The sequence below is a fragment of the Streptomyces gossypii genome (genome assembly GCF_025165795.1).
Taxonomy (GTDB): Bacteria; Actinomycetota; Actinomycetes; order Streptomycetales; family Streptomycetaceae; genus Streptomyces; species Streptomyces gossypii.
On the sequence record NZ_JAJAGO010000002.1, the window covers coordinates 453,663 to 477,454 of the forward strand.

A 23,792-nucleotide genomic window follows, 5' to 3' on the forward strand; every position below is an offset into this window, starting at 1 on the left:
GGGGGGCCACACCCCCCGCCTCAGGCCGCGGGGTCCGGGGGCCAACATCTCGTCCGCCGTCCGTGCCCGGTCGCACCTGCGGCGCGGGCGCTGGAGGCGCCCGCGCCGACCGGAAACGCTTGTGCTGCCGTCCCGCTACTTGGTGATGTGGTGCGTGTGCGGCCCGCCCTGACCGCCCGCCGTCCGTACGGTGGGCCGTACGGGTGCCTTCCGCTCCAGTGCGCTGGTGTCCCAGGCGTAGTTGCCGACCGCGTCGGCGATCACGTCGATGTTGACGTCGAACGCCTTCTGGCTGAGGTTGTCCAGCCGGTCGCACTCCGCGTGATAGCACTTGTCGTACGCGACGCCCGCCTCACCGCCCCACAGGGCGGCCTCCTGCTCGGACTTGATGCCCTCGGCGCCGGTGAAGGTGCCGCCCGAGGGGATGCCGACCTCGATGAAGGGCCCGTAGTCGGAGCGTCCCGAGAAGTCGGTGCCGCGCGGTTCCTGGCCCTGCGAGCGCATGAACTCGTTGATCCCGTGCTCCAGTTGCGCCGAACCCTCCGGCCCTGGGCCCGCGCCGACGCCGTCGGAGTCGTCGCCGTCGTAGACGAAGAGGCCGTAGTTCGGCGAGGCGATCATGTCGAAGTTGAGGTAGAGGGCGATGTCCTGGCGCTCCTCCTCGGAGAGTTCGGCCACATAGTGCTCGGAGCCGACGAGCCCGAGCTCCTCTGCGGTCCAGAGGGCGAAACGCACCTTGTTCTCGTGCTTACCCCGCTTGCCGTGCTTGCCGTGCTTGCCGTGTCCGTCCGCCCGGGCGAGCTGGAGAGCGGTCTCCAGGAGTCCGGCCGAGCCGGAGGCGTTGTCGTTTATACCCGGACCGTCCGAGACGGAGTCCAGGTGGGCGCCGAGCATCACCACGTTGTCCGGGTCGCCGCCGCGCGTCTCGGCGATGACGTTGGGTGTGGTGCGCTGCTCCCGGAACTCCCGGATCTCCAGGTTGACGGTGACCTCGCCCTTCGCAGCCTCGGCGGCCAGCGCCGCACCGTCCGCCTGGGTGATGCCGCCGGTCGGGATGCGGCCCGCGTCCGGCGCGCCGAGAGTGCCGTTGAGCGCGCCGTCGGTGTTGTTGTAGATGAGGGCGCCGATCGCCCCGGCGTCCGCAGCGTTCGCCTGCTTGTCGGCGAAGGAGCAGCTGCCGCGCTGGATGAGCGCGATCTTGCCGGTGTAGTCGCCGTCGGCGAAGTCCGCGGCCTCGCAGCCGGTGCCCTCGTCCTGCGGCACCACGGCGACGGGTGCTTCCGTGCCGCCTTCGGGGGTGCTCTTCGTGTACGTCATCAGATTGACGGGGACATCGCGCCCGTTGGCGCCCAGGACCTTCAGCTTCTCGGCCAGGGCCTCCACATAGGTGAACTCGAACTCCTGGTACGTGACGTCGTACCCGGCGCGCTTGAGCAGCGTGCCCGCGTAGCGCGCGGAGCGCTCATGGCCCGGCGCGCCCGCCGCGCGGTTGCCGCCGCTGCGGTCGGCGATCGCCTGGAAGGCGCGCATGTGCCGCATCGCGCCCTTGGCGCTGCTCCGCCTCACCAGCTTCCTGGCGAGCTTCTCCCCCTCCTTCGACTGCTTCGCGGCGCTCTGGGCGGAGCCGGAGCGGGAGCCGGAGTCTGGTGCGGCGGTGGCGCTGGTCGCGCCGGTGGCCAGCAGCAGCGGTGCCGCGAGCGTGGTGGCGGCGAGGGCCGCCACGGCCCTGCGTCTGGTGCGGTTCTGTACGTACACAGTCAAAGTCCTTCCGGACGTACGGCAGGAACAACACTGTTCGGCGTGGGGGGCACCGCGTCCGGGCTGCGAACGCGTGTGAGGAAGGTAGCGATCAGGCGCACGTCTGGGAACGCCTGCGACACACCTTCCGTACGGGCGCGGTCCGCGGAGGCGGTGCCGGTGGCCGCCCGGTGATCGAGTTGCCGGGCGGGGCGCCGGGGTGTGACCTGGTAGGGGCGGTGAAGGGGTGAGTGAGAGGAGTCCGCCATGCACGCGCGCACAGCGGTCCCGGGACTGCGCCACCGGAGGCACCGGCCGGATCAGCGGCACCAGCCGCGTTCAGCTCAGCCGACGCAGCCGACGCAGCAGGCTCAGCAGGCGTATCGGGCACAGCAGGCGCATCCGAGGCATCGGACGGCCTTCTGGACGCTGTCCCTCCTGATCGGCGTGGCCTTCGGCATGTATGCCTGGTTCCTGTCGCGCGCCGAGGACTTCACGGCGAAGGCGACGGTTACCGGTCTGGTGTCCGGAGCCGCCGCGCTCCTCATCTGCCTGGCCATCGGCAAGTGGCAGTTCGCGCTGGGACACGAGCCGCGCGCGCTGGCCTATGGAGCGGCCTTGGGCGCGGGCACCGGATATCTGTACAGCCTCAGCGGCGGCAGCCCGCTGACCTCGGTGGTGCTGGGGTTGGTACTCGGCAGCGGCATGGGCGCCGCGGCCTTCTACTTCTTCCACACCCACGAGGACTGACCCGCCGCTCACCACTGGCGGTCACGGACCATCCCGGCCCGGCCGTGGGCAGGTCTGCCGTACGCGGGCGCGCGGAAGACGTACGTGAGGATCGCGCCGATGAGGGTCAGCGCGAGGCCACCCGCTGCGGTCATGGCGGTGTACTCCTTGGCTGGCTCGGATCGGGCTGGCTCGGATCGCCGTGCGTGACGAAGGCTCTCCCCTCCAGCCAAGACCGGCACGCGGCGCTGCGCGAGCCGGGTTGCTGCGTCGGGGTGACGACGGACCCCAGGGCCTCTTTGGCGCGGGCCCTATGCGGCGGGCATCCGCACCCGGCGGGCGGCGGTGCCCGACGGGCGGCCGGGAGCCGGAGCGGCGAGACTGGACGAACCGCCCGGTCCCGGCCTGGTGCCGCGGCCGGCAAGGTCTGCCCTGTAGCGCCGCCCTGCACGCACGCTCCTCGACGGGCAGACATTGCCGGTCACGGCACTGGCACCCCCGTCCCGTCGGCTCGGAGACGCCCCGATGACCTTGCAGCAGCTCTACGTCGTGCTGCTCATCGGTGGCACCGTGCTCCTCGCCAGCATCGCCGCCGCCCGCACGGCCAGCCGGGTGGGCCTCCCGAGTCTGCTGCTCTTTCTCGCCGTCGGCCTGCTGCTCGGCGAGGACGTTCTCGGGGTGGACTTCGACGACGCCCAGCTCGCCCAGAACCTCGGCGCCGCCGCGCTCGCGGTGATCCTTGTCGACGGCGGTCTCACCACCCAGTGGCGGGACGTCAAGCCGCTGCTGCTGCCGGCCGGGCTGCTGGCCACGTTCGGCGTAGCGCTGTCGGTGGTGATCACCGCCCTCGGGGCCCGCCTGCTGCTCGGCATGGAGTGGAGGCTCGCGCTGCTGCTGGGCGCGATCATCTCCTCCACGGACGCCGCCGCCACCTTCGCCGTGCTGCGCGCGCTGCTGTTGCCGAAGAAGGTGACGGGGCTGCTGGAGGCGGAATCCGGCTTCAACGACGCGCCGACCCTCATCCTGGTGCTGGTGTTCAGCACCGCCGCCGCCGACTTGCCCAGCCCGCTGTCGATCTTCGGTGACGTGCTCTACCAGCTGAGCGTAGGCGCCGCGTCCGGAGTGCTGATCGGCTGGACCGGGGCGCTCGCGCTGCGGCACATCGCGCTTCCGGCGACCGGCCTGTATCCGCTGGGGACGTTCGGCTTCGGCATCGTCGCCTTCGCCGCCGCCGGGGCGGTGGGGGCGAGCGGGATCATCGCCGCGTATCTCGCCGGGCTGGTGCTGGGCAACTCCTCGCTGCCGCATCGCGCCGCCACCCGTTCCTTCGCCGAGGGCGCCGGCTGGCTCGCACAGATCGGGCTCTTCGTCATGCTCGGGCTGCTGGTGACGCCCCGCGAGCTGTCGTCCGCCGTACTGCCCGCCGTCGCCGTGGGGCTGGTGCTGCTGCTGGTGGCCCGGCCCGTATCGGTGGCGCTCTGCCTCGCGCCGTTCCGTACGCCCTGGCGGGAGCGGGCCTTCGTCTCCTGGGCGGGCCTGCGCGGCGCGGTGCCGATCGTGCTCGCGACCTTCCCGATGGTGGCCGGGGTGGGCGGGAGCCGAGGGCTGCTGAACATCGTCTTCGTGCTGGTCGTCCTCTTCACCCTGGTCCAGGGCCCGGTGCTGCCGGCCGCCGCGCGGCTGCTGCGGCTTGCCCAGTCCGGAGGGCTGCGGGACATCCAGGTCGAGGCGGCCCCGCTGGACGTGCTGGACGCCGATCTGCTCACCGTCGCCATCCCGGCGGGCTCCCGGCTGCACGGCGTCACGATCTTCGAACTGCGGCTGCCGCCCCCGACCGTCGTCGCCCTGATCGTGCGGGAGAGCACCAGCCTGGTGCCCGGACAGGACACTGTGCTGCATACGGGGGACGAGCTGCTGCTCGTCACCACGCCGAAGGCGCGGGAGGGGGCGGAGCGGCAGCTGCGTGCGGTGGGCAGGCGCGGGAAACTCGCACGCTGGTTCGGCGAGTACGGCGACCCGGAGTCACCGGAAAAGGATTCCGGGCTCTGACGAGGCGCCCGCCGGGGAGGGTTTTCGGGGGTGCAGGGGCTACCTGGTGTGCTGGGAATGAAAAAAGTGCCCGGAATTATGCACCATAATCCGGGCATCCATGCGGAATTGCCTGCTCTGCCGCCAGGTAACGTACTGGTCAAGCGAGGAGCCTCGCATGTACGCAGCGTGATTTTTTTGATGGAGCCGGTTCACGGAGGGGGATTCGACCGCACCGCATGCGCCAACGTCCTGTGTGCCCATGACCTGTGCACCGATGGCCCTCTGCCCCGCACATGTGCGGCCCCTACGCGCGGCCCATACTCTCCTTCGCGGTCCTTTCCGGCGAGGATGGACCGTCGCGAACTCAATGGACCGTCTCTTTGGAGCACTCGCATGGAGCACACCGCGCACTGGCGCAAGACCACCCTGCCGGGGGTCGGCACCCGCTACGACCTCACCACCGACGCGGGCCGCCACCTGTCCGTCGTCGCGCACCAGGACGGCCGCCGCATCCTCTCCTTCCATGACCCGGAGGACGACGACAACTGCAAGGAGGCCGCCCCGCTGGCCCGCCACGAGGCCGCCGCGCTGGCGAAACTGCTGACCCCCGACCCCGTCGGGCACCTGGCCCAGCACGTCGAGATCGACCTGGTCACCGAACACATCCCGGTCACCTCCCGCTCGCCGTACAGCGGACGCACCCTCGGGGACACCCAGGTCCGCTCCCGTACGGGCGCCTCGATCGTCGCCGTACTGCGCCGCACTTCCGCTGAGCCCTCACCCACACCCGACTTCCGGTTCGCCTCCGGCGACGTGCTCGTCGTCGTCGGCACCCGGGAGGGCGTGGACGCCGTCGCCGAACTGATCGCCGGAGGATAAACGCCTGTGCACGACACCACCGCCCTGCTCATCGAACTCGGAACGCTCATCCTCGGCTTGGGCATCCTCGGCAGATTCGCCGTGCGGATCGGATTCTCCCCGATCCCGCTGTACCTGCTCGCCGGACTCGCCTTCGGCCACGGCGGTCTGCTGCCGATGGGCGCCAGTGAGGAATTCGTCGCCACCGGTGCGGAGATCGGCGTCATCCTGCTGCTGCTCCTGCTCGGTCTGGAGTACAGCGCCTCCGAACTGGTCACCACCCTCAAGACCCAGTATCCGTCGGGCGCGGTCGACTTCGTACTGAACGCGACGCCCGGAGCCGTGGCGGCGTTCCTCCTCGGCTGGGGTCCGGTGGCGGCGGTGGCGCTGGCGGGGGTCACCTGGATCTCGTCCTCGGGTGTCATCGCGAAGGTGCTCGGCGACCTGGGCAGGCTCGGTAACCGCGAGACGCCCGTCGTCCTCGGCGTCCTCGTCCTCGAGGACCTGGCGATGGCGGTCTACCTGCCGGTCCTCACCGCACTGCTGGCCGGGGTGAGCCTGGCGGGCGGCAGCCTCACCGTGCTGATCTCACTGACCACGGTCGGCGCCGTGCTCTATGTCGCGCTGCGGCACGGGCGGCTGATCAGCAAGGCCGTCTCCTCCGACAACCCGGAGATGCTGCTGCTCGTCGTGCTCGGACTGACGCTGCTGGTGGCCGGAGTCGCCCAGGACCTCCAAGTCTCCGCGGCCGTCGGCGCGTTCCTCGTCGGCATCGCGCTCTCCGGCGAGGTGGCGGAGGGCGCCTACCAGCTGATGACCCCGCTGCGGGACCTGTTCGCCGCCGTCTTCTTCGTCTTCTTCGGGCTGAGCACCGACCCGGAGCAGATTCCGCACGTCCTGGTGCCCGCGCTGATCCTGGCGGCCGTCTCGGTGTGCACCAAGGTCGCCACCGGCTGGTACGCGGCGCGGCGGGCCGGGATAGGCGTCAAGGGCCGGTGGCGTGCGGGCGGAACGCTGGTGGCGCGTGGCGAGTTCTCCATCGTCATCGCCGGGCTGGCGGTCGGGAACGAGCCCCGCCTCGGCCCACTGGCCACCGCGTATGTGCTGATCCTGGTCATCCTCGGCCCGTTGACCGCGCGCTGGACGGAACCGCTGATGCGGCGCGTCACCAAGCCGGGCGAGCCGGTGAGCCTGGCCAAGGCGGACCGGCCGAAGGGCGGCGCGGACCCGGCGCTGGCACCGGACCCGGCACGCGAGGACGCGTCCGCGTCCGCGTCCGGTGAAGCGGTCTCCGCGACGCGCGAGGGGGCGACTTCCGCGGAGCCTGGCGGCGCCGGACCCAAGGGGCTCAGCGGCCCCGCTGGCCCGGCCGGTGCGCACGGCTGACGTCCGGCCGGACGGACCCGAGCCGCCGCTGGCGCGCCCTCCGCTTCGAATCCGTCAGACGTGCGACCCCACCGCGTGTCCGGTGAACGCGGCCCACGCGCGGGGGGAGACGGCCAGCGGGCGCCGGTCGGTGTCCTTGGAGTCGCGAATGAGGACGGCCTCGGGGCGTATGGCGATCTCGACGCAGTTGCCGCCCCCACCCCCGCTGTAGCTGCTCTTGAACCAGTTCGGTTCGGTGGTGCCCATAGTGCTCCTCTCGCATCCCGATTACCGACGGTTACCGATCCGGTCCACAGGGTGCACCAGTGCAGTCCGATCTGTACGGGTGGCGTGCCTCCCGAACACGGCGTTTACGCCGTGAAGCTGACCGCATGACCGCATGACCGCCCCACACCCCCAAACCCCCGTCACCGTACGTACGTTCGCGCAGCGGCTCCCGTCGACCAGTCCCTGCGGCTCGCCTGCGAGGGTGCGCAAGACGGCGCGAGGACGCACGGCGTCGTACGGATCGAGCGGTTGCTCCATCGGGCGACGGGGTCAGCCGCCTCCTCCGCCGCCGCCCCCGCCGTCTCCGCCTCCGGAGCCACCTCCGCCGCCGTCCCCGCCGAAGCCACCTCCGCCGTCGCTGCCGCCATCTCCCCCTCCCCAGCCGTCACCGCTGGCCCCCGGGCCGGAGTCGGAGGAGCCGGTGACCCACCGTCTGCCCCACGCCTCGGAGTCGTCCCGGTCGCTCAACTGGTCCCGGGCGCTGAACCGCAGAGTGCCGGTGCTGTCGCCCAGACCGAACGACACCGCGAGAGTGTGGTCGCTCATTCGGGCCCCCGGTTGGCGGTACTCAGGGGAAGGACGCCCGCACCATGGCGGCGGTTGCATCCGCTTCCGGCGAGGGGGGCGGGCTGGGTGCGGGCCTGGCAGGCCGTTGCGCAGGGCGACAACCGCCGAGGATTCACACGTCTGAACCAGTGGCGGGCAGTCCGTCGATTGGCGATCATTCCGCTATGACTGCAGAGATGATCGACGCGGCGGCATCGGGTACCTGGAAGCTCGGCGACCTGGAGGTCAACCGGATAGGTTTCGGCGCGATGCGGCTGGCGCAGGACGGTGAGGCGCTCAAGGCCGACGCCGCTTCCAGCCCTCGCGCTCGGGCGATCAGCGTGCTGCGCCGCGCGGTGGAGTTGGGTGTGAACCACATCGACACAGCCGCCTTCTACTTCTCGCCGCTGCGTTCCGCCAACGAACTGATCAACTCGGCGCTGGCGCCCTACCCGGACGACCTGGTCATCACCACCAAGGTCGGGCCGGGACGGGACGCGGCGGGCCAGTGGCAGACCCACGCCCGCACGCCGGAAGGGCTGCGCGGCCAGGTCGAGGAGAATCTGCGCCAGTTGGGCCGTGACCACCTCGACGTGGTGAACCTGCGCATCGTCGGAAGCGACTCGATCGCTGAGCGATTCGGCGCGCTGGCCGAACTGCGCGAGGCCGGTCTCATCCGCCATCTGGGCATCTCCAACGTCACCGCCGCGCACCTCGCCGAGGCGCAGGCCATCGCGCCGGTCGTCTGCGTCCAGAACCCGTACGGCATCGGTGTCCGCCCCGAAAGCGACGATTTCGTGCGCGGCTGCGGGGAAACGGGCGTCGCGTTCGTGCCGTTCTACGCGATCGCCGGTGCCGGGCGGGAGGCGGGCGCGAGCGGTACCGAAAGCGACGAGGTGCTTGCCGTCGCGCGCGCCCACGAAGTCAGCACCGCCCAAGTCCGGCTGGCATGGACCCTCCAGCGCGGACCGCACGTCCTGGCGATCCCCGGCACCGGCAATCCGGACCACCTGACCGCCAACATAGCCGCCGGCGCACTGCGCCTCACCGAGGACGAACTGACTCTTCTGGACTCCCTCCACCAGCGCGACAGGCGGTGAGCGGCGCCGGAAGCGGGCGGCGGTGCAGGATGTCGAGGCGGGAGACCGCACGGGTCAGCACCACGTAGAGCCGGTTGAGGCCCCGCGGTTCGGCCTCCACGATCGCCGCGGGCTCCACCACGACCACATGGTCGTACTCCAGCCCCTTGGCCTCGGTAGCCGCCAGGACGGTGACACGGGGGGCGCCTCCGAGTTCCCCGGCGCCGGGGCCGGTGGTGTCGATGCCCGCCGCGCCGAGGGCCTCGCGCAGCGAAGCCACGTCAGGTCCGTGCGCGATGACGCCGATGGACCCCTCCCGCGCGAGGGCCGCCCGCACGGCCGCGACGGTGTCCGGGGCCAACTCCGCGATACGGCGCAGGGAGAGCTCACCGCCGCGCCGCAGCGAACGGGCCGCCGGAAACTCGGCGGGGAAGGACCCCAGCAGCCGGTTGGCCAGTGCGAGGATCTCCTCCGGGACACGGAACCCGGTGCTCAGCGGGATCACTGCGGCCTCGGCTATGCCCAGATGGGCCAGGTGGCCGGACCAGGCGCGGGCGGCCCAGGGAGTGGTGCCCTGCGCGAGGTCACCCAGCACCGTCAGCGAGCCGAAGCCGGCTCGGCGCGCGATCGCGCGGCACTGCATGGGCGACAGGTCCTGTGCCTCGTCGACCACCACATGCCCGTAGCCCGCAGGGCGTTCGATCAGCCCGGCGAGCTCGTCCAGCAGTACCAGATCAGCCGCCGACCACCGCGCGGTGCGCCACGAGCGCGGCGGTTCCGCCCAGCACAGCGCCCGCTGCTCGTCCGGCTTCAGGATGCCGTCAGCCGCGACGGCGAGCGCCTCCGCACCGCCCAGCAGCGCGGCGAGGATCTCCTCCGGCTGCACCTTGGGCCACACCCCGTCGACGAAGGCGGAAACCGGCCGCGCCCGGCCCATCCGGCGCAGCCACTCGCCGCCCCGCGGGCCCGCACGGCGCTCCGCCTGCTGGTGCAGCAGCCGGGCGACCCGCGCCCGTACGCGCTCGCGCCCCACCGCGTACGGCGGCTGCTCCGCGCGGACCTCGGCGACGATCCTGGCGAGCTCCCCGGTGGTCACCCGCCAGCGGTAGGAGCCGTCGGGCACCTCCACCGGGCCGCACGCGCGAGCGACCCGCCCGTACAGCGCACGGCGCAGCACCCGCGCCATCCGGGCGTCGTGCTTGACCGACGCCGCCGTCTCGCCGTCGACCGCCCGCACCGGGTGGCGGGCGATCTCCTCGTCCACCGTGGACTGCCGCACCCCGCTCTCGCCGAGCGAGGGCAGTACATCGGCGATGTAGGCCAGGAACGCCGGGTTGGGTCCGAGGATCAGCAGTCCGGCGCGCTGGATGCGCCGGGGGTGGGTGTAGAGCAGATACGCGGCGCGGTGCAGCCCGACGGCGGTCTTTCCGGTGCCCGGTGCGCCCTGGACGCACAGCGAGGTCTCCAGGCCGGCGCGGACCAGGTCGTCCTGCTCGGGCTGGATGGTCGCGGCGATGTCGCGCATGGGGCCGACGCGTGGGCGCTCGATCTCGCTGCGGAGGATGCTGCCGGGGCTGCCGCCGCTGCCTGCGTCGCTGCTGCCGCTGCCGCTGCCGGAGCCTGCGTCGGTGCCGGGGCCCGTGAGGTGTTCGTCCTCCAGACTCGTCAGATCCTCCGGAGAGCCGTCGCTCCATGGAGCCCAGCCGAACCGGCGGCGCACCTCGACACCCTGCGGGGCCCGCGCACTCGCCTGGTAGAACGCACGGGAAACGGGGGCACGCCAGTCGATGACGAGCGGCGGCGCGGCCTCCCGCTCGGTGATGCGGCTGCGGCCCACGTAGTAGCGCTGGCCCCGGTGGTCTCCCGAGGCCGGGCCGCTCCCGTAGTCGAGGCGGCCGAAGAAGAGGGGACGCTCCGGCTCCTCCAGGAGCCGCTTGGCGTGGCTGCGCAACTGGTGGCCGAGGGTTTCGGCGTCCGCGCCGGAGGCGGAGACGTCCGCACCCGTGACGACACGCGCCTCCGCGCCCTCGGCCATGGCTGCTCTGGCGGCACGGCAGAGCTGGTGGTGGGCTCGTTCGCTGCTGAGTTCCCGGTCGAGTGAGGTCACGGGAGGAAGGATAGCAAAAAACGTTACCGGGTTAAAAAATTGACCGAGTCTCTTGCCGGTCCCCGTCAGGCGTACTGGCCGAGCCCGGACCGCAGCTGGCCGAAGGCGAGGTCGGCGTCCTGGACGGCCTGCGGGAAGGCCGCTTCCGCCGTTCGACCGGCGTGGATGCGGGCCCAGTTCTGCTCCGCGAGAATGCGCTGAGCTGCGATGATCTGTCCGCCAGCCAGTCGCGCCGTGAGGTCGTCCGACGCCACAGGCGCCAGCGCGTCGGCCAGCGCCTGCTCCGAACGGTCCAGATACGCGTGCAGCCGGGCGACCAGGCTCGGCGTGCTGTACAGCAGGCCGTGGAACTCCAGCACCCGCGGCTCGTCGTTCAGTCCGGTCACCGGATCGTGCCGGTCCAGCGCCTCCCGGAAGTGCCGGTGCAGCGCCGCCAGTGGTGAGCGGCCGGCGGCCCGGCCCGCCGCCACGACACGGGCGGCCTCGTCCTGGTGGTCGGCGAAGCGGTGCAGCGCCAGATCCTCCTTGGCCGGGAAGTAGCGGAAGAGCGTGGGCTTGGAGATCTCGGCCGCCGCGGCCACCTCGGCTACGGACACATGCTCGAACCCCTTCTCGAGGAAGAGGGTGATCGCGGTGTCGGAGACCGTCTGGTACATCCGCTGCTTCTTCCGCTCCCGCAGGCCCGTCAGGCTCGCGCCCGTGTCACCGCCCCCGCCACCGCGTCTGTCGCCACTTTTGCCCATACGGGAAGGCTACGACCTGACGGACGTCATGAGGCCCGGCCCGGTGGGTGGAGGGGGATGGAGCCGCGGGGGCGGGCGGAGTCCAGGACGGAGGGGTCCGGGGCCGGGCGCGGGCGGGGTGCGGGGGCCCGGTTCAGTTTGATGGTGTCGCGAGGGGAAAGCGCTGTGCGCCACTCCGCGAGGGTGGGCCGGGAGCCGTATGCGCCGTCCGCCTCGGCAAGACGTCTGCGTACGGCGCCCTCCTGCCGGTCGTCCAGCTCGCCCGGCACCAGCGCGGGCGGCTTCCCGGGGGAGGCGTAGGCGTCGCGCGTGAGGATGCGGACGACGGCCAGCGCCGCCTTGTAGCGGTCGCTGTCCACGGTTGCCGTGCCGGGCGTGGCCAGCGGGTCGTGCCAGTCCGGGGTTTCGGCCTGGGCGAGCACGGGGTCGCTGCCGGTGGTACGGAAGCCGTCGCAGTCCAGCAGATAGACGGCGGCCTGCGGGCGTACCGTCCACAGGACGTTGGCTTGTGAGACATCGCCCAGCACCAACTGCAGGTTGTGCAACCGTTCGACCAACTCGACGAGCGCGAGGGCCAGTTCACGCCGCTGCCCGGCGGCGGGCTGGACGACGTCCTGCCAGGCCGGGCGTGGGGCCCGCAGCAGGAACTGGAGTTCGGTCAGCTTGGCCGCGCCACTGGGAGCGCGCCAGGTCATCGATGAGGGCGCCCGGTGCATCAGGAAGCCCGCCGTACGGTCACCGCGGCCGCCGTCCACCACCCGGCACAGCGGCCAAGCGGTCTGTGCGTCGAGCCGGGCCCGCCGCTCCGGCGGCAGCGCGCGGCGTACGCGGACGAGGGCGGCCAGCGAGTGCCCGTTCACCCTTTCCGGCGCGCGGTAGCTCTTGTACAGCAACGTGTCGTGGCCGCGTACGGCGAGCACTTCGCCCTGGCCGCCGTCGCCGATCTTCTCGCCGGTCGCCAGCGTGGCCAGCGGGACGTCCGCACCGTCGTCGGCGCTCACGGGGCCGCGACCCCTTCCCACAGACAGATCACCGTACGGTCGTCGTCGTACGACTTGACCCTGGTCTGCGCCTGCCACAGGAAGTCGGCGGGCTGCGGCACGGCCGCACCGGAGCCCCAGTGAGCGGCCAGCAGGCGGCGCAGCTCCGGGTTGCCCGTGAGGGGGCCTTCGAGGCCGTCCGTGCACAGGACGAGGACGTCGCCGGGCTCGGAGGGGGCGAGCAGACTGGTGGTGACCCGGTCGTACGCCGCGGGGAGCGCGGCCGTCCTGGTGTCGATGATGTCCTGACTGTGCGGAGTGCTCCGGTCGTACGAGGGGTGGGGTCCGTGCGCGCTGTGGAGGGCGTGCGAGTCCTCCGGACCACCGCCCCTGATGCTGTGCCAGCCGTCGGGCCGCAGCCGGAAGAGGCCGCCGTCGCCCACGGCGAAGAAGCCGCGTACCCGCACCTCCGGATCGAGCGGCACCAACAGGGCACGCAGTGTTGTGGCGTACTGCTCCGGGCGCTCGGACGGCCGGGTCCGCCGCAGCCGCGCCGCGGCGAGGTCCACGGCGTCCTCGACCAGCGTCCGGAGAGCGCCCGCGTCCTCGGCGCGCAGCGCGGCGGCCAGTTGGCCCGCCACGCGGTCCAGGCACTGGGCGGCCATGGCGACCATCCCGTGCGATCCGCGGTGCGACAGGGGCGCGGAGCCGACGCCGTCCGCGACGGCCAGCAGAAGCAGCCCGTCCTCGGTCGTGTCCGTTGCTGTGGCTGTGGCTGGCGAGCTGGTGGGGCCGATCCGGATCACGCCGAGCGCGTCCTGGCGGCACTCGTGCAGATGACGATGGGCGTCGCCGCGTACGGAGGCGCCGCGCACGGTCAGCGGCCCGTACGAACCGCCGTCCAGCTCGATGTCGGGGAGCGTGGCGCCGTACCAGTCGCCACCGTTGACCGAGGGGGCGCCCGAGGGCGCGGGCGGATAGCTCGGCGGGCGGGCGCCGATGTGCTGGGGGACACCGCGCGGCTCGGTCGGCTCGGGTGCCGCACGGCGCGGGCGCAGCGACTCCCGCAGATTCGGCGGCAGATCTTCGAGCAGGCCGTCGGAGGGGTCACCTCCGGCTTGGTGCCGGTCGCCGTACTGACTGTCCTGGTGCATGCCTTGCCCCCTGGGCGGTCAGAGCTTGTCGAGAGAGACCGTGCTGAATCCTGGCACGGTGTCGTCCACGGCGAGGGTGAACCCGGAACCTCCGTCGGCCGGGATGCTGCCCGCCGAGCGCACGATGGACCGGGTGAGGCTGGCCGCGAACTCGCGCAGCGCGGCTGCCGGGGAGACCGAGGAGTCCTGCTGCATGAAGGCGCGGAAGTTCGCCACCTGGCTGATCGTCGAGGTGTCGGCCTCGCCGATCCCGAAGGCGATGATCTTCGGTCCGTAGCGGGAGGAGGTCAGCTGCTTGAGCGCCTGCTCCCAGCCGGAGTCGGTGGGCACCCCGTCGGAGAGGAAGAAGGCGACGGGCCGGTAGACCTCGTGGCCCTCGCTCTTGAGGGCGGCGACGTCCGCTTCGATGCTCTGCTGGAGGGTGTGGAAGGCACTTCCGTACGAGGTGATGCCTCCGGCGGTGAGTGCGGGCAGCTCCTCCAGCTCGCTGAGGTCCACGAGCGGCTGGAGGACCGTGGCGTCGTCCGAGAACCCGATCAGGGCGAACCGGGTCTTGTCGGCCACGGTCGGATTGGTGCTGATCTCCTGATGCAGCTCGGGCAGGGCGGAGTTGATGGCGTCGATCGGCGGGCCGCCCATGGAGCCGGATTCGTCGCACACCATGTAGAAGGGCAGAATTTGCACGGAAGTTCCTCCAGGTGAGGGGTTGTTCGTCGTTCAGGGGCAGGGGGCCGCGGGGATCAGCGGGTGAAGAAATAGATCTCCAGATCCGCGTGTCCGACGGATCCGCCGAGATCCATGAAGTCGCGGGTCGTCGTCTTCTCGAACATCGCCGGACGGGCCTCGTCCAGCAGCGAGTTGACCCGGTGGGCGTAAGCGATGCCCGCTCGCGCCTCCCGGGTGCGGCCGAAGGTGAGGACGATGGCCGCCTTGCGGCCTCCGTACTTCTGCGTGACCTCGCGCAGCTCGCGGACGATGCGCTTGCGGTCGGAGGAGGCCGCGTCGATCGACACCTTCACCGGCTCGCGCTCCACGGAGCGCGGCCCGGTCGGGGTCGGAGACGGGGAGGGCGACGCGGAAGGGGAGGGAGAAGGCGACTTGGAGGCATCCCCGCGAGCGGCCTCCCTGGCCTTCACCGGGTCTCCCTGGTCGCCCATGGAGACGAGGGCGAGCACGAGCAGCATGTCCGCGAACAGCCAGCCCGCGAGGTGCAGTGGATTCAGCCCGCGGCCCCTCACCGGGGCTCCGCGACACTGCCGGGGCGGCCATCGAACACGTCTGCCGGATGGTCCTGCCCCTCCGGGTGTCGGCCGCCACCGTGCACGTCGGTACGGGCGGACCCGTCCCGCTGCTGCGCGCGGGCGCCCGCGCGCTCTTCGGCACGTATCCACTCCTCCGCGCGCGTCCGCTCCTCCAGGCGCAGCCGCAGCCGTACCGCGAGCTCCAGTTCGGCGAACCGTTCCGCGGCCGTGCGCAGGGCGTCGGTCTGCTCGTTGAGTTGGCGCGAGGTCTCCTGGGAGGCGGTGACGGCCGCCGCGGTCTGCTCGGCTACCTCGCTGAGCCGGGTCAGTGTCCGCCCCGTGAGGTCTGCGGCCACCTCGGTGCTGGTGGTGAACGACCGCTGCGAGGCGTTCAGCGCGCTGAGCGCGTCCTCGACCCTGACCCCCGCCTCGTGCAGTTGTGTGCCTATCTCGCCGTTGACCGTGTGGATCTCGCCGAGCGCCTCGGTGACCGAACTGCCGTTGTCCCGCACGGCCCCCTCCACCGCCGCACGCACCTGGTCGAGCGTCTTGTCGAGCGCGTTGCCGTGGTGGCGCACCGCGGTGTCGATCCGGTCGGCCGCATCCGCCAGCGGGCGGACCGCGGCGTCGGCGCGCCGCAACCGCTTCTCGGCAACGGTCACCGAATCCCCCACCTGCTTGGCGGTCTTCTCCAGCGAGACCTGCACCTTGACGGCCTTGTCGGTGAGGCTGGTCAGGGTGTCCGCCGCCTTGGCCAGCTCCCCGCTGAACCGGCTGGGAGAGGTCAGCCGTTGCTCGTTCAGCTGCAACTGCGCCCGGACGAGCACCGGGACGAGCTTCGCGAGCAGATCCTCACCGCTGGCCCGGGCCGTCTCCTCCGCACGGTCGACCGCCACGCGGCGCATCCCGTGCAGGGCCGCGCAGCCCAGCAGCAGCACGATGGCAGTGGTGGCGGAGCCGGCGACATGGCCGAAGGTGAACCAGCCGGACAACTCCCCCTCGAAGCCGGTCTGCCACAGCTGGAGGAACGGACGGCCCGCGTGCTTCGCGTCCTTCTCGATCAGCGATTCGTACGCGTTGGACGCTCGGGTCAGCCCTAGCCAGGTGAGCAGCAGCGGCACGAAGACCAGCGCACCGAGCCCGGCCTCCAGCCAGCGCCAGAAGGGTTGTTCGGCCGGGGTGCGGGTCGCGGAGCGTACGCTCTCGGGCCGCGCGTATGCCTGGACGAGGTCCAGTTCCGTCCATGGAGCGAGGGCCTCGGTGTCTGTTCCGTCACTCAGCGCCTTCGCCAGCGTGTCGAGTTCGTCCTGCCGGGATTTCAGACCCGGATCCTGAGCAAGCTCGGCGAGCTCCTCGCCGACCTGCTGACGTGCCGTAAGTGCCCTGGCCAGCATGCCACCCCCATGAAAACACCCGGGGGAACAAGGTGTCCGGCCATGCTCTCCCGAGGCAGCCCAGCAGATGAGCTCCCCGTCGCGGCACCGTGTTCGCCACTGGCGAGGATCACTGATGGTAGCCCACCCTTCACCCGTTCGGCATAGACTTCGGGACCCCCGGATCGAGGCCCGCCGCAGGGCGGCTGATGCGGAAGGGGCGGCAGGGACATGGGCACCGGAGGGGACGGCGGGAGCGCGGCAAGGAGGCGAGGACACCGGACGGTCGTTCGCGAGGACGGATTCCGCTGCGCCCAAAAGGCGCTGGTGCGGCACCTCGCGAAGCGCAACTCCAGGCACGGCTCGGGTGGTCGGGCGGGAGCCGCGCGAGTGCGGATGCCGGACCCGGTACGGGGAGCCCGGTCCTGAGTCTGGGGCTGTATGGCGGCGTACACCGACGGGAGCGCGACGGCGGTACAGGCGCTGGGCAGCACCTTCGGCTCGCTCAGCTCGTGGCCGTATCTCACCCTCGACCAGGACGACGACACCCCGGCCGGGGAGTTGCTGCGGGTGAACCTGGCGTTCACGACGGCCTTCCGCCGGCTCCTCTTCCATGTCTGCGTGGGAGAAACGATTGCGGCCGTGCCGTCCGGCTTCCGTGGCCTCGGCGCGACGGTGACCATCACCGCGCCCGGAGCGGGCAGCGGGCGCATCGCACTCGACGAGGCACCCCGGGAGGCGACGGCGTGCGCCGTGGCAGAGGCCGTGACCGAGGGCATGCGAACGAGGCGCTGTCCGCGACGGCGCCGGTAACGTCCCCTGGACTCGCGGGGCTTGGGGCCGGCCCGGCGGCGGACGAGCTGCGGGACGCGCTGCTGGCGGAGTGCCGCTACCGGGCCGGGCAGCCGTCCACGGGCCTGTGGCAGGTGGCCGACCACTGCCGGGAGGGCCGCTACGACGCGGTTCGCAAGTCGCTCCGGCACCTCACCGCCCTGGACGGTACAGCCTCCGATGCTCTGGGCACCTGGCACACCTGCCGCGCCGTCCGCTGCCACCGCCGCTGCCACGCCGGACCCGTGCACCGGCGACGCCGCCGGACACCGCGCCGAGTTCGACCGTCTGATCGGCATCGAGCTGGGCGAGGCTGCCAGTGGTGAGACCCATGTCGCCACCCGCCTGGGCACGCTCGGCAGGCAGGTCTGCGACCTGCTGCTCCCCCCGCCCCTGAGCGCCTGCATCCGCCAGGCGCAGAAGCGGGCGCAGAAGCAGAAGCGCGGCAGGCAGCAGCGCACCGCGAGCGGCCTGCGGCTGAGCTTCAGCCTGCCCGGCGCGCTGGTCGGCCTGCCGGTCGAGACCCTGACGCCGAGCGCTGGCTGCTGTGCGCCTACCATCACGACCCGACGAACGTACGGCTACGCCAACTGCTGGCCGAACGGCTCTACGAGTACGCGCTGTTGCTCCAGGAGCAGGTGACCGGCCCAAGGCGCTGGCCGCGCTCAGGAGGTGTGTGGGCTGGGGGCCCGAGCACCGCGCGGCCCATGAACTCCTCACCCGGCTCACCCGGAAGGGCGCGGGCCGCCGCGACATCGGGCCCCACGGGCAGCCAGGCTGAGACCACGACCGTGCGCGACCGCCCGTACCGGCCACGACGGCGTCCGCGCCCCGCCGTTGGTGGCGGGGCGGGACGCCTTTCGCGGGCAGGCGTCGGGCACCTGAGGTACGGCCCCTCGGCGCCGATCCTGCCGGGACCAGGCGGTCGTGGAGAAGCAGACCGAGTCCTCGCGCGGATCGCCGCGCTCACGCCTCCGCCCTCCCCTGCTCCCCGTGATTTCCGCCAATTGGTGCCGCAGTTGTTCTTCGGTGCCCCGCATCATGACGCATTGCCGCGTGAATTGAGTTGCGCGCGACGGAGTGGCTCCTCGACGGCTGAATCTCATCTCCTCCTCGAAACGCGCGTATTTTCGAATCACCAGGGCCGAGGTGTGACCGGCGAGCCTCCGGGCGGTCCCGGACCGGACAGGAAGAGAGGGCCGAGGCGCTGAGCCAGAAGATCAGCGCTCCCTGGCAGGGCCGCGAAAGACTGATCCGTTCACGCTACCGGTACCGGTCGTACACTTTTACGCCCGACGAGGAGCCGGACGCGAACCCGTGGCCTATGGCATTTCGTGTGCGGTCTGTGAAGAATCCGGACCGACGGAACTTATCGGGGCCGATGGCCGTCCGGGTATTCCGGCGTCTCCAGAGAACACACAGCATCTGAGCAGCATGTGACCTACCGTTCGCCGCCTGTCCTTCCGTATCGTGCGGTTCCGGGCGTGTGGAAATGAAGAAGCCGCAGAAAGGAAGAGTCATGAACGAGGGTACGGATCTCGCCACCCCGCCTCGCCGGAGGATCGGCGCGCTGGCCGTCATCAGGGAGGAAAGCGGAGCAGTTCTCCTGGTGAAACCACGCTACAAAAAAGGCTGGAATCTACCCGGTGGTGGCGCACACGCCGACGAAATGCCCCATGTGGCCTGCGCACGCGAGGTGCTGGAGGAGACCGGGCTCGAAATCGACGCCTTGCATATCCTCGCCCTGGACTACGTTCCCGCCAACCCGAGGGAGGGCGCCGCCGAGGGGTACAACTTCGTCTACGACGGGGGAGTTCTCGCCACCGGCACCCCCGTCACCCTCCAGCAGAAAGAGTTGAGCGCGTACGCGTGGGTGCCGCTCGACGAACTGCCCGCACACACGGAAGCTCAGCAGGAACGCCGCATCCGGGCATCCCTCGCGCAGGTCGGCACCGGCGAGACGGCGAACCTCGTCCAGGGCCACCCCGTCGCGGACGAGGACACCCAACCGGCGTGACCGGGCGTGAACCGGCCTGGCGCGTGCGGACAGACAAGGGGCTGTGAAGACGAATCAGGCAGAACTGAGACGCCGGCTGCAAGCCGGTGATCCGGACGCCTTCGGGACGCTCTTCGACACGTACGCGCGCTCGGTCTACAACCATGCTTTTCGGCTCACGGGAGACTGGTCATCAGCCGAGGACATCGTGTCGCTGACCTTCCTGGAGGCGTGGCGGCTTCGTGAACGTGTCGAACCCGAAGGCGGCTCCGTACGGCCGTGGTTGCTCGGAGTGGCCACCAACGTCGTGCGCAACACGCGTCGGGCCGCCCGAAGACACGCCGACGCCGTCGCCCGCATGCCACGGGCCGAGGCCGAGCGCGACTTCACCGACGACGTCGCGGCACGCCTGGACGGCGAGGAGGAACTCGCCCTCGTACGCACCGCGCTCCGCACGCTGGGCCGCAAGGAGCGGGAGGTGCTGGCGCTCTGCGCCTGGTCGGGGCTCGACTACGCGTCGGCGGCCCAAGCCCTCGGCATCCCGGTGGGCACGGTGCGCTCCCGGCTGTCCAGGGCCCGCAAGCAGCTCACGGCGGCACTGGAACGCGTCGGCCGCAGCGGACAGATGAAGGGTGGCCGAGGCATTTCGGCCAGGTCGATCCAGGAAGGAAGCCGATGACCACGCCCAACGAAAGTACGGAGTCCTCCGGGCCCGCCCCGCTCTCCCCGCTCCCCGAGCGTGAGCTTCCGCACGACCGCCACCGACTGCTCAGGGAGCACTTCATGACCGAGCTGCGCAGCCACGGGTCCGTGCCGTCCGCGTCACCCTCGTCCCTGCCCTCGCTCTCATCGTCCCCGACGCCGTCCCCGTCCCCGGTGCCGCGCAGGAGGTGGCGGCGTCCTCTGCTGACCGCCCTGGCCACGGCCACCGCCGTCGCCGTCGGGCTGACCGTGGTGCTGCTCACCGGCGACGAGGGCACGCAGCCGCCGTCCGCCGCGTCCCAGCAGACGGCGGTGGAGCTGCTGGAGGACGTGGCGCTCGCCGCCGAGCACCAGAGCGTGCCGGACGGCATCCGGGACGAGCAGTTCGTGTACATCAAGAGCAAGGTCGGCTACATGAGGGTCGAGGAAGGCAAGAAGTCGGAGCTGGAGCGCATCCACCAGCGGGAGGTGTGGTTGTCCGTCGACGGCACCCGCAAGGGCCTGCTGATCGAGCAGAACGAGCTGGGCAGGATGGAGCTGGACCGGGAGACCCCGGGCATCGAGTCCAACACCAACTACCGGCATCTGCAGACCCTGCCGACCGACCCCGGCAAGATGCTGGAGTGGCTGCACAAGGTGAGCGAGGGCGGGCAGAGCGAGGACCAGGCAACCTTCGTACTCGTCGGCGACCTGGCGCGCGAGTCGCTGCTGCCCCCGCAGGTCGCCGCCACGCTGTTCCGGGCCGCGGGCAGGATTCCCGGCGTCCGCGTGGTCCAGGACACGGTGGACGCGGCGGGCCGTCACGGTATCGCCGTAGCGCTGGAGAGCGAGGGTGAGCGGACGGAGCTGATCTTCGACCGGAAGACGAAGGAGTTCCTGGGGGAGCGCACCGTGGCGGTGGAGGACCTGGTCCACGGCCCGAAGAAGGGGGATGTCACCGGACGGAGCGCGGTCTTGGGGCGCTCGGTCGTCGACAAGCCCGGCCAGCGGCCGTAACCGCCAGTCGCACCTCGCAGCGGTCGACGGAATGGACGCTTCCATGGGGGGGGGGCGGCCCATCCCGCGCCCCGCACCGGGGGCCGGGGGCCGCGCCGGTGGAGGCGTCCATTCCGTCGACCGGCACGGCGAGCAGGGGCAGGAGCAGGGTCAGCCGAACTGGCCGGGCTGGTAGTCGCCCGCAGGCTGCTGGACCATGACGTTCACCCGGTTGAAGGTGTTGATGAGGGCGATCGCGGACACCAGGGCGACGAGCTGCTCCTCGTCGTAGTACTTGGCGGCGTTCGCCCATGCCTCGTCCGTGACGCCACCGGCCGCGTCGGCGATGCGGGTGCCCTGCTCCGTCAGCTCCAGGGCGGCCCGCTCGGCGTCGGTGAACACCGTGGCCTCGCGCCAGGCCGCGACCAGGTTGAGGCGCGTCTGGGTCTCCCCGGCGTGCGCGGCGTCCTTGGTGTGCATGTCGGTGCAGAAACCGCAGCCATTGATCTGACTGGCGCGGAGCCTCACCAGTTCCTGCGTCTTGAGCGGCAGCGTCGAGTCCGCGAGTACCTTGCCTGCGGAGATGATGTGCTTCAAGATCTTCTCTGCGACCGGGCTGGCGAAGAGGTTCAAACGAGCTTCCATGGTGCACTCCTTGCCGTTTTGGTGGTTACACCTCTTAGACGGGATAGCTGGGGCAAGCTGTGACCTGACACGAATGTGAAGTGCGTCTCCTCTCCCGTCCAGCGGCGGAGATCACCTGCGACGAGGTTCAGGATCGCTGCCGGGGCGCCGCCCCGCAAACGCGACTTGAGCGCGAACCGCGCGGGCGTGGTGGGCGTGGTATGCGCGGTATGCGCGGTATGCGCGGACAGGGTCTAGGCGTCTGTCCGCAGTTCCGCGGTGAGCGTCAGGGCGCCGGGTACGGCGGCGAAGGCTTCGCGCAGGTCAGCCGCGAGGCTGGCGCGGGTGGGGGTGCCGGGCCGCGACGCCCAGTCGTCCAGCGCCTGTTGGAAAGCGGAGACCACCAGGTCGAGCGCCAGCCGCGGGCGCAGATCCGCCGGGTCGCCGAGCTCGAACCTGCTGTGCAGGACGGCCAGCACGGCGCGGCTGGTGCGGTCGCAGAAGTGGAGGCCGTGCGCGTTCATCGAGGGTGTCGCTTCCGCCAGGCGCCGGCTGAGCAGTACCCGCCGGGCCCATCCCTCTGCGGTCATCTGGTCCAGGGCGGCGAGCAGCGTGTCCCGAAGCATCTCCAGGACGGTTCGGCCACCGGGTTCGCAGGTCTCCAGCTCCTCGAGGACGACCCGCCACAGATCCTGGGTCGGCGCGCTGGCCACGTCTTCCTTGCTGAGGAAGTTGCGGAAGAACGTGCGCTTGGAGACCTCCACCGCGTCACAGAGCTGGTCGAGCGTCGTGCCGTCGAAGCCGCGCTCGGTGAACATCTCGAGTGCCGTGTCGATCAATGCCTGCCGCGTGCGGAGCTTCTTGCGCTCGCGCAGGGGCAGCCGCTCGCTCGCGGTCTCCTGTGCGGTTCCACTCGCGATCGGGGTGGCGGCTGCGCTCCCGGGTTCGGACATGACGGCAGTCTAACCGGAAGTACCGGGGTAGCGATCGCCGCTTGACAGCTAATGCCACTAAGTGGCAAAAATATGCGAGGGCGTCTCCACCGAGGCGCCGCACCACCCCGCCGAAAGGTGCACCACGATGCGCGCTCTGCTCGTCGACCGCTCCGCTCCCGCCGGGCTCCGGCTCGGCCAGGCACCCGATCCCGTGCCCGCTCCCCACCAGGCCCTGATCCGGGTGGCGGCCACGTCCTTCAACTACGGCGAGATCCGGCACGGTCTGGAGGAGGCGCCCGACGGCTCGGTCCCCGGCTGGGATGCGGCCGGTGTCGTGGAGCAGGCCGCCGCCGACGGCTCCGGCCCGGCCGTCGGCACCCTCGTGACCACCCTGGCCATGGACGGCGCCTGGGCCGAACTCCGCGCTGTGGACACCGAATGGATGGGTACGGCCCCGGCGGGCGCCGACCCCGGAGCGCTCAGCACGATCCCCGTGGCCGGGGCCAGTGCCCTGCGCGCCCTGCACCGCATCGGCCCGCTGCTCGGCAGGCGGGTCCTGATCACCGGGGCCACGGGCGGCGTCGGGCGGTACGCCGTCCAACTCGCCCGGCAGGGCGGTGCACACGTCGTCGCCTCCACCGGCAACCCGGAGGCGCACAGCGACGCCCTGCGCACCCTCGGCGCCCACGAAGTGATCGTCGGGCCGGGCCCGAAGGCCCTGGGCACGCCGGTGGACGGCGTGGTGGACCTGGTGGGTGGCAGCCAACTCGTGGACGGCTACCAGATGCTGGCCGAACACGGCACGCTGGTATCCGTCGGCCACGCGACGGACGAGCGCGAACACTTCCCGGCCCGAGCCTTCTTCGGCGACCAGGGAGGCCACGACCGCACGATCGCCTCCTTCTACTTGGCCGCCTGTACCGGTCTCACCCGCGACCTGACCTGGCTCGCCGAGCGGGTCGCCGGGGGCGGCCTCGACCCGCAGATCTCCTGGCGCGGCAGCTGGGACGGCGCGGCGGAAGCGGCCGAAGCACTCCTCGGCCGCCACCTCCACGGCAAGGCCGTCCTCGAACTGGACTGACCCGGCGGGGGATTCGGCGGACACCTTGCCTGTCCCCGCCGATCGTGCGGGTCCCTCGCCCAGCGAGGGCACGGCTCGACGGCCGACTGGCACCCTGGCGGGCACAGCCAGGCGTCAGCCCTCGGCAGGCGCGGGGGGTGACGGAAGCTTGCCGCTGGCCGGGGCCCTGGCGTCAGCCGATCCGGCGACCCATCGCCGAGCCGCCCCCGCGGTGACGCCCGCTGTCGTGAGCCGCGTCCGCATGGCGCCCCGTGCGGTGCCATGCGGCGTCGTGACGTCCGCCATCGTGCGTCCGGTGCCGTGACGGTCCTGTGCGGTGATGTACGTCGTGGTGACGTCGCCGTCGCGACTCCACTGTCGCGACGTGCCTCGTTGTGAGCCCACAGTTGTGAGCCCCGTCGTCATGGCGCGCTGTGT

The 23,792-nt window shown here is 71.4% G+C and carries 24 protein-coding genes; 11 read left to right on the plus strand and 13 right to left on the minus strand.

Translation table 11 applies throughout. The annotated features are described in order from the left end of the window. Positions 1–135: 135 nt before the first annotated feature. Complete coding sequence (locus tag LHJ74_RS05570) at positions 136–1,755, minus strand: M28 family metallopeptidase (protein WP_260216374.1); 1,620 nt, start codon at positions 1,753–1,755, stop codon at positions 136–138. A gap of 249 nt (positions 1,756–2,004) precedes the next feature. On the opposite strand from LHJ74_RS05570, the gene LHJ74_RS05575 reads away from it, so the two are divergent. Next, positions 2,005–2,487: a hypothetical protein gene (locus LHJ74_RS05575; protein WP_260216375.1), complete on the plus strand. Its 483-nt coding sequence runs from the start codon at positions 2,005–2,007 to the stop codon at positions 2,485–2,487. A gap of 8 nt (positions 2,488–2,495) precedes the next feature. On the opposite strand, the gene LHJ74_RS05580 is transcribed toward LHJ74_RS05575, so the two are convergent. Beyond that, entirely contained in the window at positions 2,496–2,621 is a 126-nt protein-coding gene (locus LHJ74_RS05580) for a hypothetical protein (protein ID WP_260216376.1), read from the minus strand. A gap of 370 nt (positions 2,622–2,991) precedes the next feature. On the opposite strand from LHJ74_RS05580, the gene LHJ74_RS05585 reads away from it, so the two are divergent. The 3 genes from LHJ74_RS05585 (at position 2,992) to LHJ74_RS05595 (ending at position 6,741) form a co-directional block, all read left to right on the plus strand. Next, positions 2,992–4,515, plus strand: coding sequence for a potassium/proton antiporter (locus LHJ74_RS05585; protein ID WP_260216377.1), 1,524 nt, complete (start codon positions 2,992–2,994; stop codon positions 4,513–4,515). A 375-nt stretch (positions 4,516–4,890) separates the two neighbouring features. Further along, positions 4,891–5,376: a cation:proton antiporter regulatory subunit gene (locus LHJ74_RS05590; protein ID WP_260216378.1), complete on the plus strand. Its 486-nt coding sequence runs from the start codon at positions 4,891–4,893 to the stop codon at positions 5,374–5,376. A 6-nt stretch (positions 5,377–5,382) separates the two neighbouring features. Further along, entirely contained in the window at positions 5,383–6,741 is a 1,359-nt protein-coding gene (locus LHJ74_RS05595; protein WP_260216379.1) for a cation:proton antiporter, read from the plus strand. A gap of 54 nt (positions 6,742–6,795) precedes the next feature. On the opposite strand, the gene LHJ74_RS05600 is transcribed toward LHJ74_RS05595, so the two are convergent. Together LHJ74_RS05600 and LHJ74_RS05605 are read right to left on the minus strand one after the other, a co-directional pair. Further along, the gene (locus LHJ74_RS05600; protein ID WP_260216380.1) at positions 6,796–6,987 is read right to left on the minus strand and encodes a DUF397 domain-containing protein; all 192 of its coding nucleotides are present in this window, start codon (positions 6,985–6,987) and stop codon (positions 6,796–6,798) included. Between the two features lie 291 nt (positions 6,988–7,278). Next, on the minus strand, positions 7,279–7,554 hold the full coding sequence (locus LHJ74_RS05605; protein ID WP_260216381.1) for a hypothetical protein: 276 nt from the start codon (positions 7,552–7,554) through the stop codon (positions 7,279–7,281). Positions 7,555–7,739: 185 nt separating this feature from the next. Between LHJ74_RS05605 and LHJ74_RS05610 the strand changes: the two genes are divergently transcribed. Next, on the plus strand, positions 7,740–8,654 hold the full coding sequence (locus LHJ74_RS05610) for an aldo/keto reductase (protein WP_260216382.1): 915 nt from the start codon (positions 7,740–7,742) through the stop codon (positions 8,652–8,654). On the opposite strand, the gene LHJ74_RS05615 is transcribed toward LHJ74_RS05610, so the two are convergent. From LHJ74_RS05615 to LHJ74_RS05645, 7 genes are read right to left on the minus strand one after another with little or no spacing between them, the layout of a single operon-like run. Next, a complete protein-coding gene (locus tag LHJ74_RS05615; protein WP_375546676.1) occupies positions 8,599–10,752 on the minus strand; it encodes a HelD family protein in 2,154 nt (717 codons plus the stop codon). The genes LHJ74_RS05610 and LHJ74_RS05615 overlap by 56 nt on opposite strands. Before the next feature lie 53 nt (positions 10,753–10,805). Beyond that, positions 10,806–11,483, minus strand: a complete 678-nt coding sequence (locus LHJ74_RS05620) for a TetR/AcrR family transcriptional regulator (protein ID WP_260216383.1) — start codon at positions 11,481–11,483, stop codon at positions 10,806–10,808. A gap of 26 nt (positions 11,484–11,509) precedes the next feature. Further along, positions 11,510–12,484, minus strand: a complete 975-nt coding sequence (locus tag LHJ74_RS05625) for a hypothetical protein (protein ID WP_260216384.1) — start codon at positions 12,482–12,484, stop codon at positions 11,510–11,512. Then, complete coding sequence (locus LHJ74_RS05630; RefSeq protein ID WP_260216385.1) at positions 12,481–13,617, minus strand: protein phosphatase 2C domain-containing protein; 1,137 nt, start codon at positions 13,615–13,617, stop codon at positions 12,481–12,483. The genes LHJ74_RS05625 and LHJ74_RS05630 overlap by 4 nt, the downstream gene beginning before the upstream one ends. Before the next feature lie 18 nt (positions 13,618–13,635). Beyond that, complete coding sequence (locus tag LHJ74_RS05635) at positions 13,636–14,301, minus strand: vWA domain-containing protein (RefSeq protein WP_260216386.1); 666 nt, start codon at positions 14,299–14,301, stop codon at positions 13,636–13,638. Between the two features lie 56 nt (positions 14,302–14,357). After that, positions 14,358–14,855 carry a hypothetical protein gene (locus LHJ74_RS05640; RefSeq protein ID WP_260216387.1) on the minus strand — a complete coding sequence of 166 codons (498 nt, stop codon included), beginning with the start codon at positions 14,853–14,855 and terminating at the stop codon, positions 14,358–14,360. After that, on the minus strand, positions 14,852–16,252 hold the full coding sequence (locus LHJ74_RS05645; protein WP_260216388.1) for a methyl-accepting chemotaxis protein: 1,401 nt from the start codon (positions 16,250–16,252) through the stop codon (positions 14,852–14,854). The genes LHJ74_RS05640 and LHJ74_RS05645 overlap by 4 nt, the downstream gene beginning before the upstream one ends. A 420-nt stretch (positions 16,253–16,672) precedes the next feature. Here LHJ74_RS05645 and LHJ74_RS05650 point away from each other — a divergent pair, with 420 nt between their 5' ends. The 5 genes from LHJ74_RS05650 (at position 16,673) to LHJ74_RS05670 (ending at position 20,756) form a co-directional block, all read left to right on the plus strand. Further along, positions 16,673–17,044 (plus strand): hypothetical protein, encoded by a 372-nt coding sequence (locus LHJ74_RS05650; protein ID WP_260216389.1) that lies wholly within the window; start codon positions 16,673–16,675, stop codon positions 17,042–17,044. A gap of 198 nt (positions 17,045–17,242) precedes the next feature. Continuing rightward, positions 17,243–17,704, plus strand: coding sequence for a hypothetical protein (locus tag LHJ74_RS05655; RefSeq protein ID WP_260216390.1), 462 nt, complete (start codon positions 17,243–17,245; stop codon positions 17,702–17,704). A gap of 877 nt (positions 17,705–18,581) precedes the next feature. Then, the gene (locus LHJ74_RS05660; protein WP_260216391.1) at positions 18,582–19,079 is read left to right on the plus strand and encodes an NUDIX domain-containing protein; all 498 of its coding nucleotides are present in this window, start codon (positions 18,582–18,584) and stop codon (positions 19,077–19,079) included. A 43-nt stretch (positions 19,080–19,122) separates the two neighbouring features. Then, complete coding sequence (locus tag LHJ74_RS05665; RefSeq protein WP_260216392.1) at positions 19,123–19,737, plus strand: RNA polymerase sigma factor; 615 nt, start codon at positions 19,123–19,125, stop codon at positions 19,735–19,737. After that, a complete protein-coding gene (locus tag LHJ74_RS05670; protein ID WP_260216393.1) occupies positions 19,734–20,756 on the plus strand; it encodes a CU044_5270 family protein in 1,023 nt (340 codons plus the stop codon). The genes LHJ74_RS05665 and LHJ74_RS05670 overlap by 4 nt, the downstream gene beginning before the upstream one ends. Before the next feature lie 150 nt (positions 20,757–20,906). Here the strand turns inward: LHJ74_RS05670 and LHJ74_RS05675 are convergent, their stop codons facing one another. Together LHJ74_RS05675 and LHJ74_RS05680 are read right to left on the minus strand one after the other, a co-directional pair. Then, on the minus strand, positions 20,907–21,380 hold the full coding sequence (locus LHJ74_RS05675; protein WP_260216394.1) for a carboxymuconolactone decarboxylase family protein: 474 nt from the start codon (positions 21,378–21,380) through the stop codon (positions 20,907–20,909). Between the two features lie 233 nt (positions 21,381–21,613). Then, positions 21,614–22,312 (minus strand): TetR/AcrR family transcriptional regulator, encoded by a 699-nt coding sequence (locus LHJ74_RS05680; RefSeq protein WP_260216395.1) that lies wholly within the window; start codon positions 22,310–22,312, stop codon positions 21,614–21,616. Positions 22,313–22,439: 127 nt separating this feature from the next. On the opposite strand from LHJ74_RS05680, the gene LHJ74_RS05685 reads away from it, so the two are divergent. Further along, positions 22,440–23,375 (plus strand): zinc-binding dehydrogenase, encoded by a 936-nt coding sequence (locus tag LHJ74_RS05685; RefSeq protein ID WP_260216396.1) that lies wholly within the window; start codon positions 22,440–22,442, stop codon positions 23,373–23,375. The last annotated feature ends 417 nt before the right edge of the window (positions 23,376–23,792 follow it).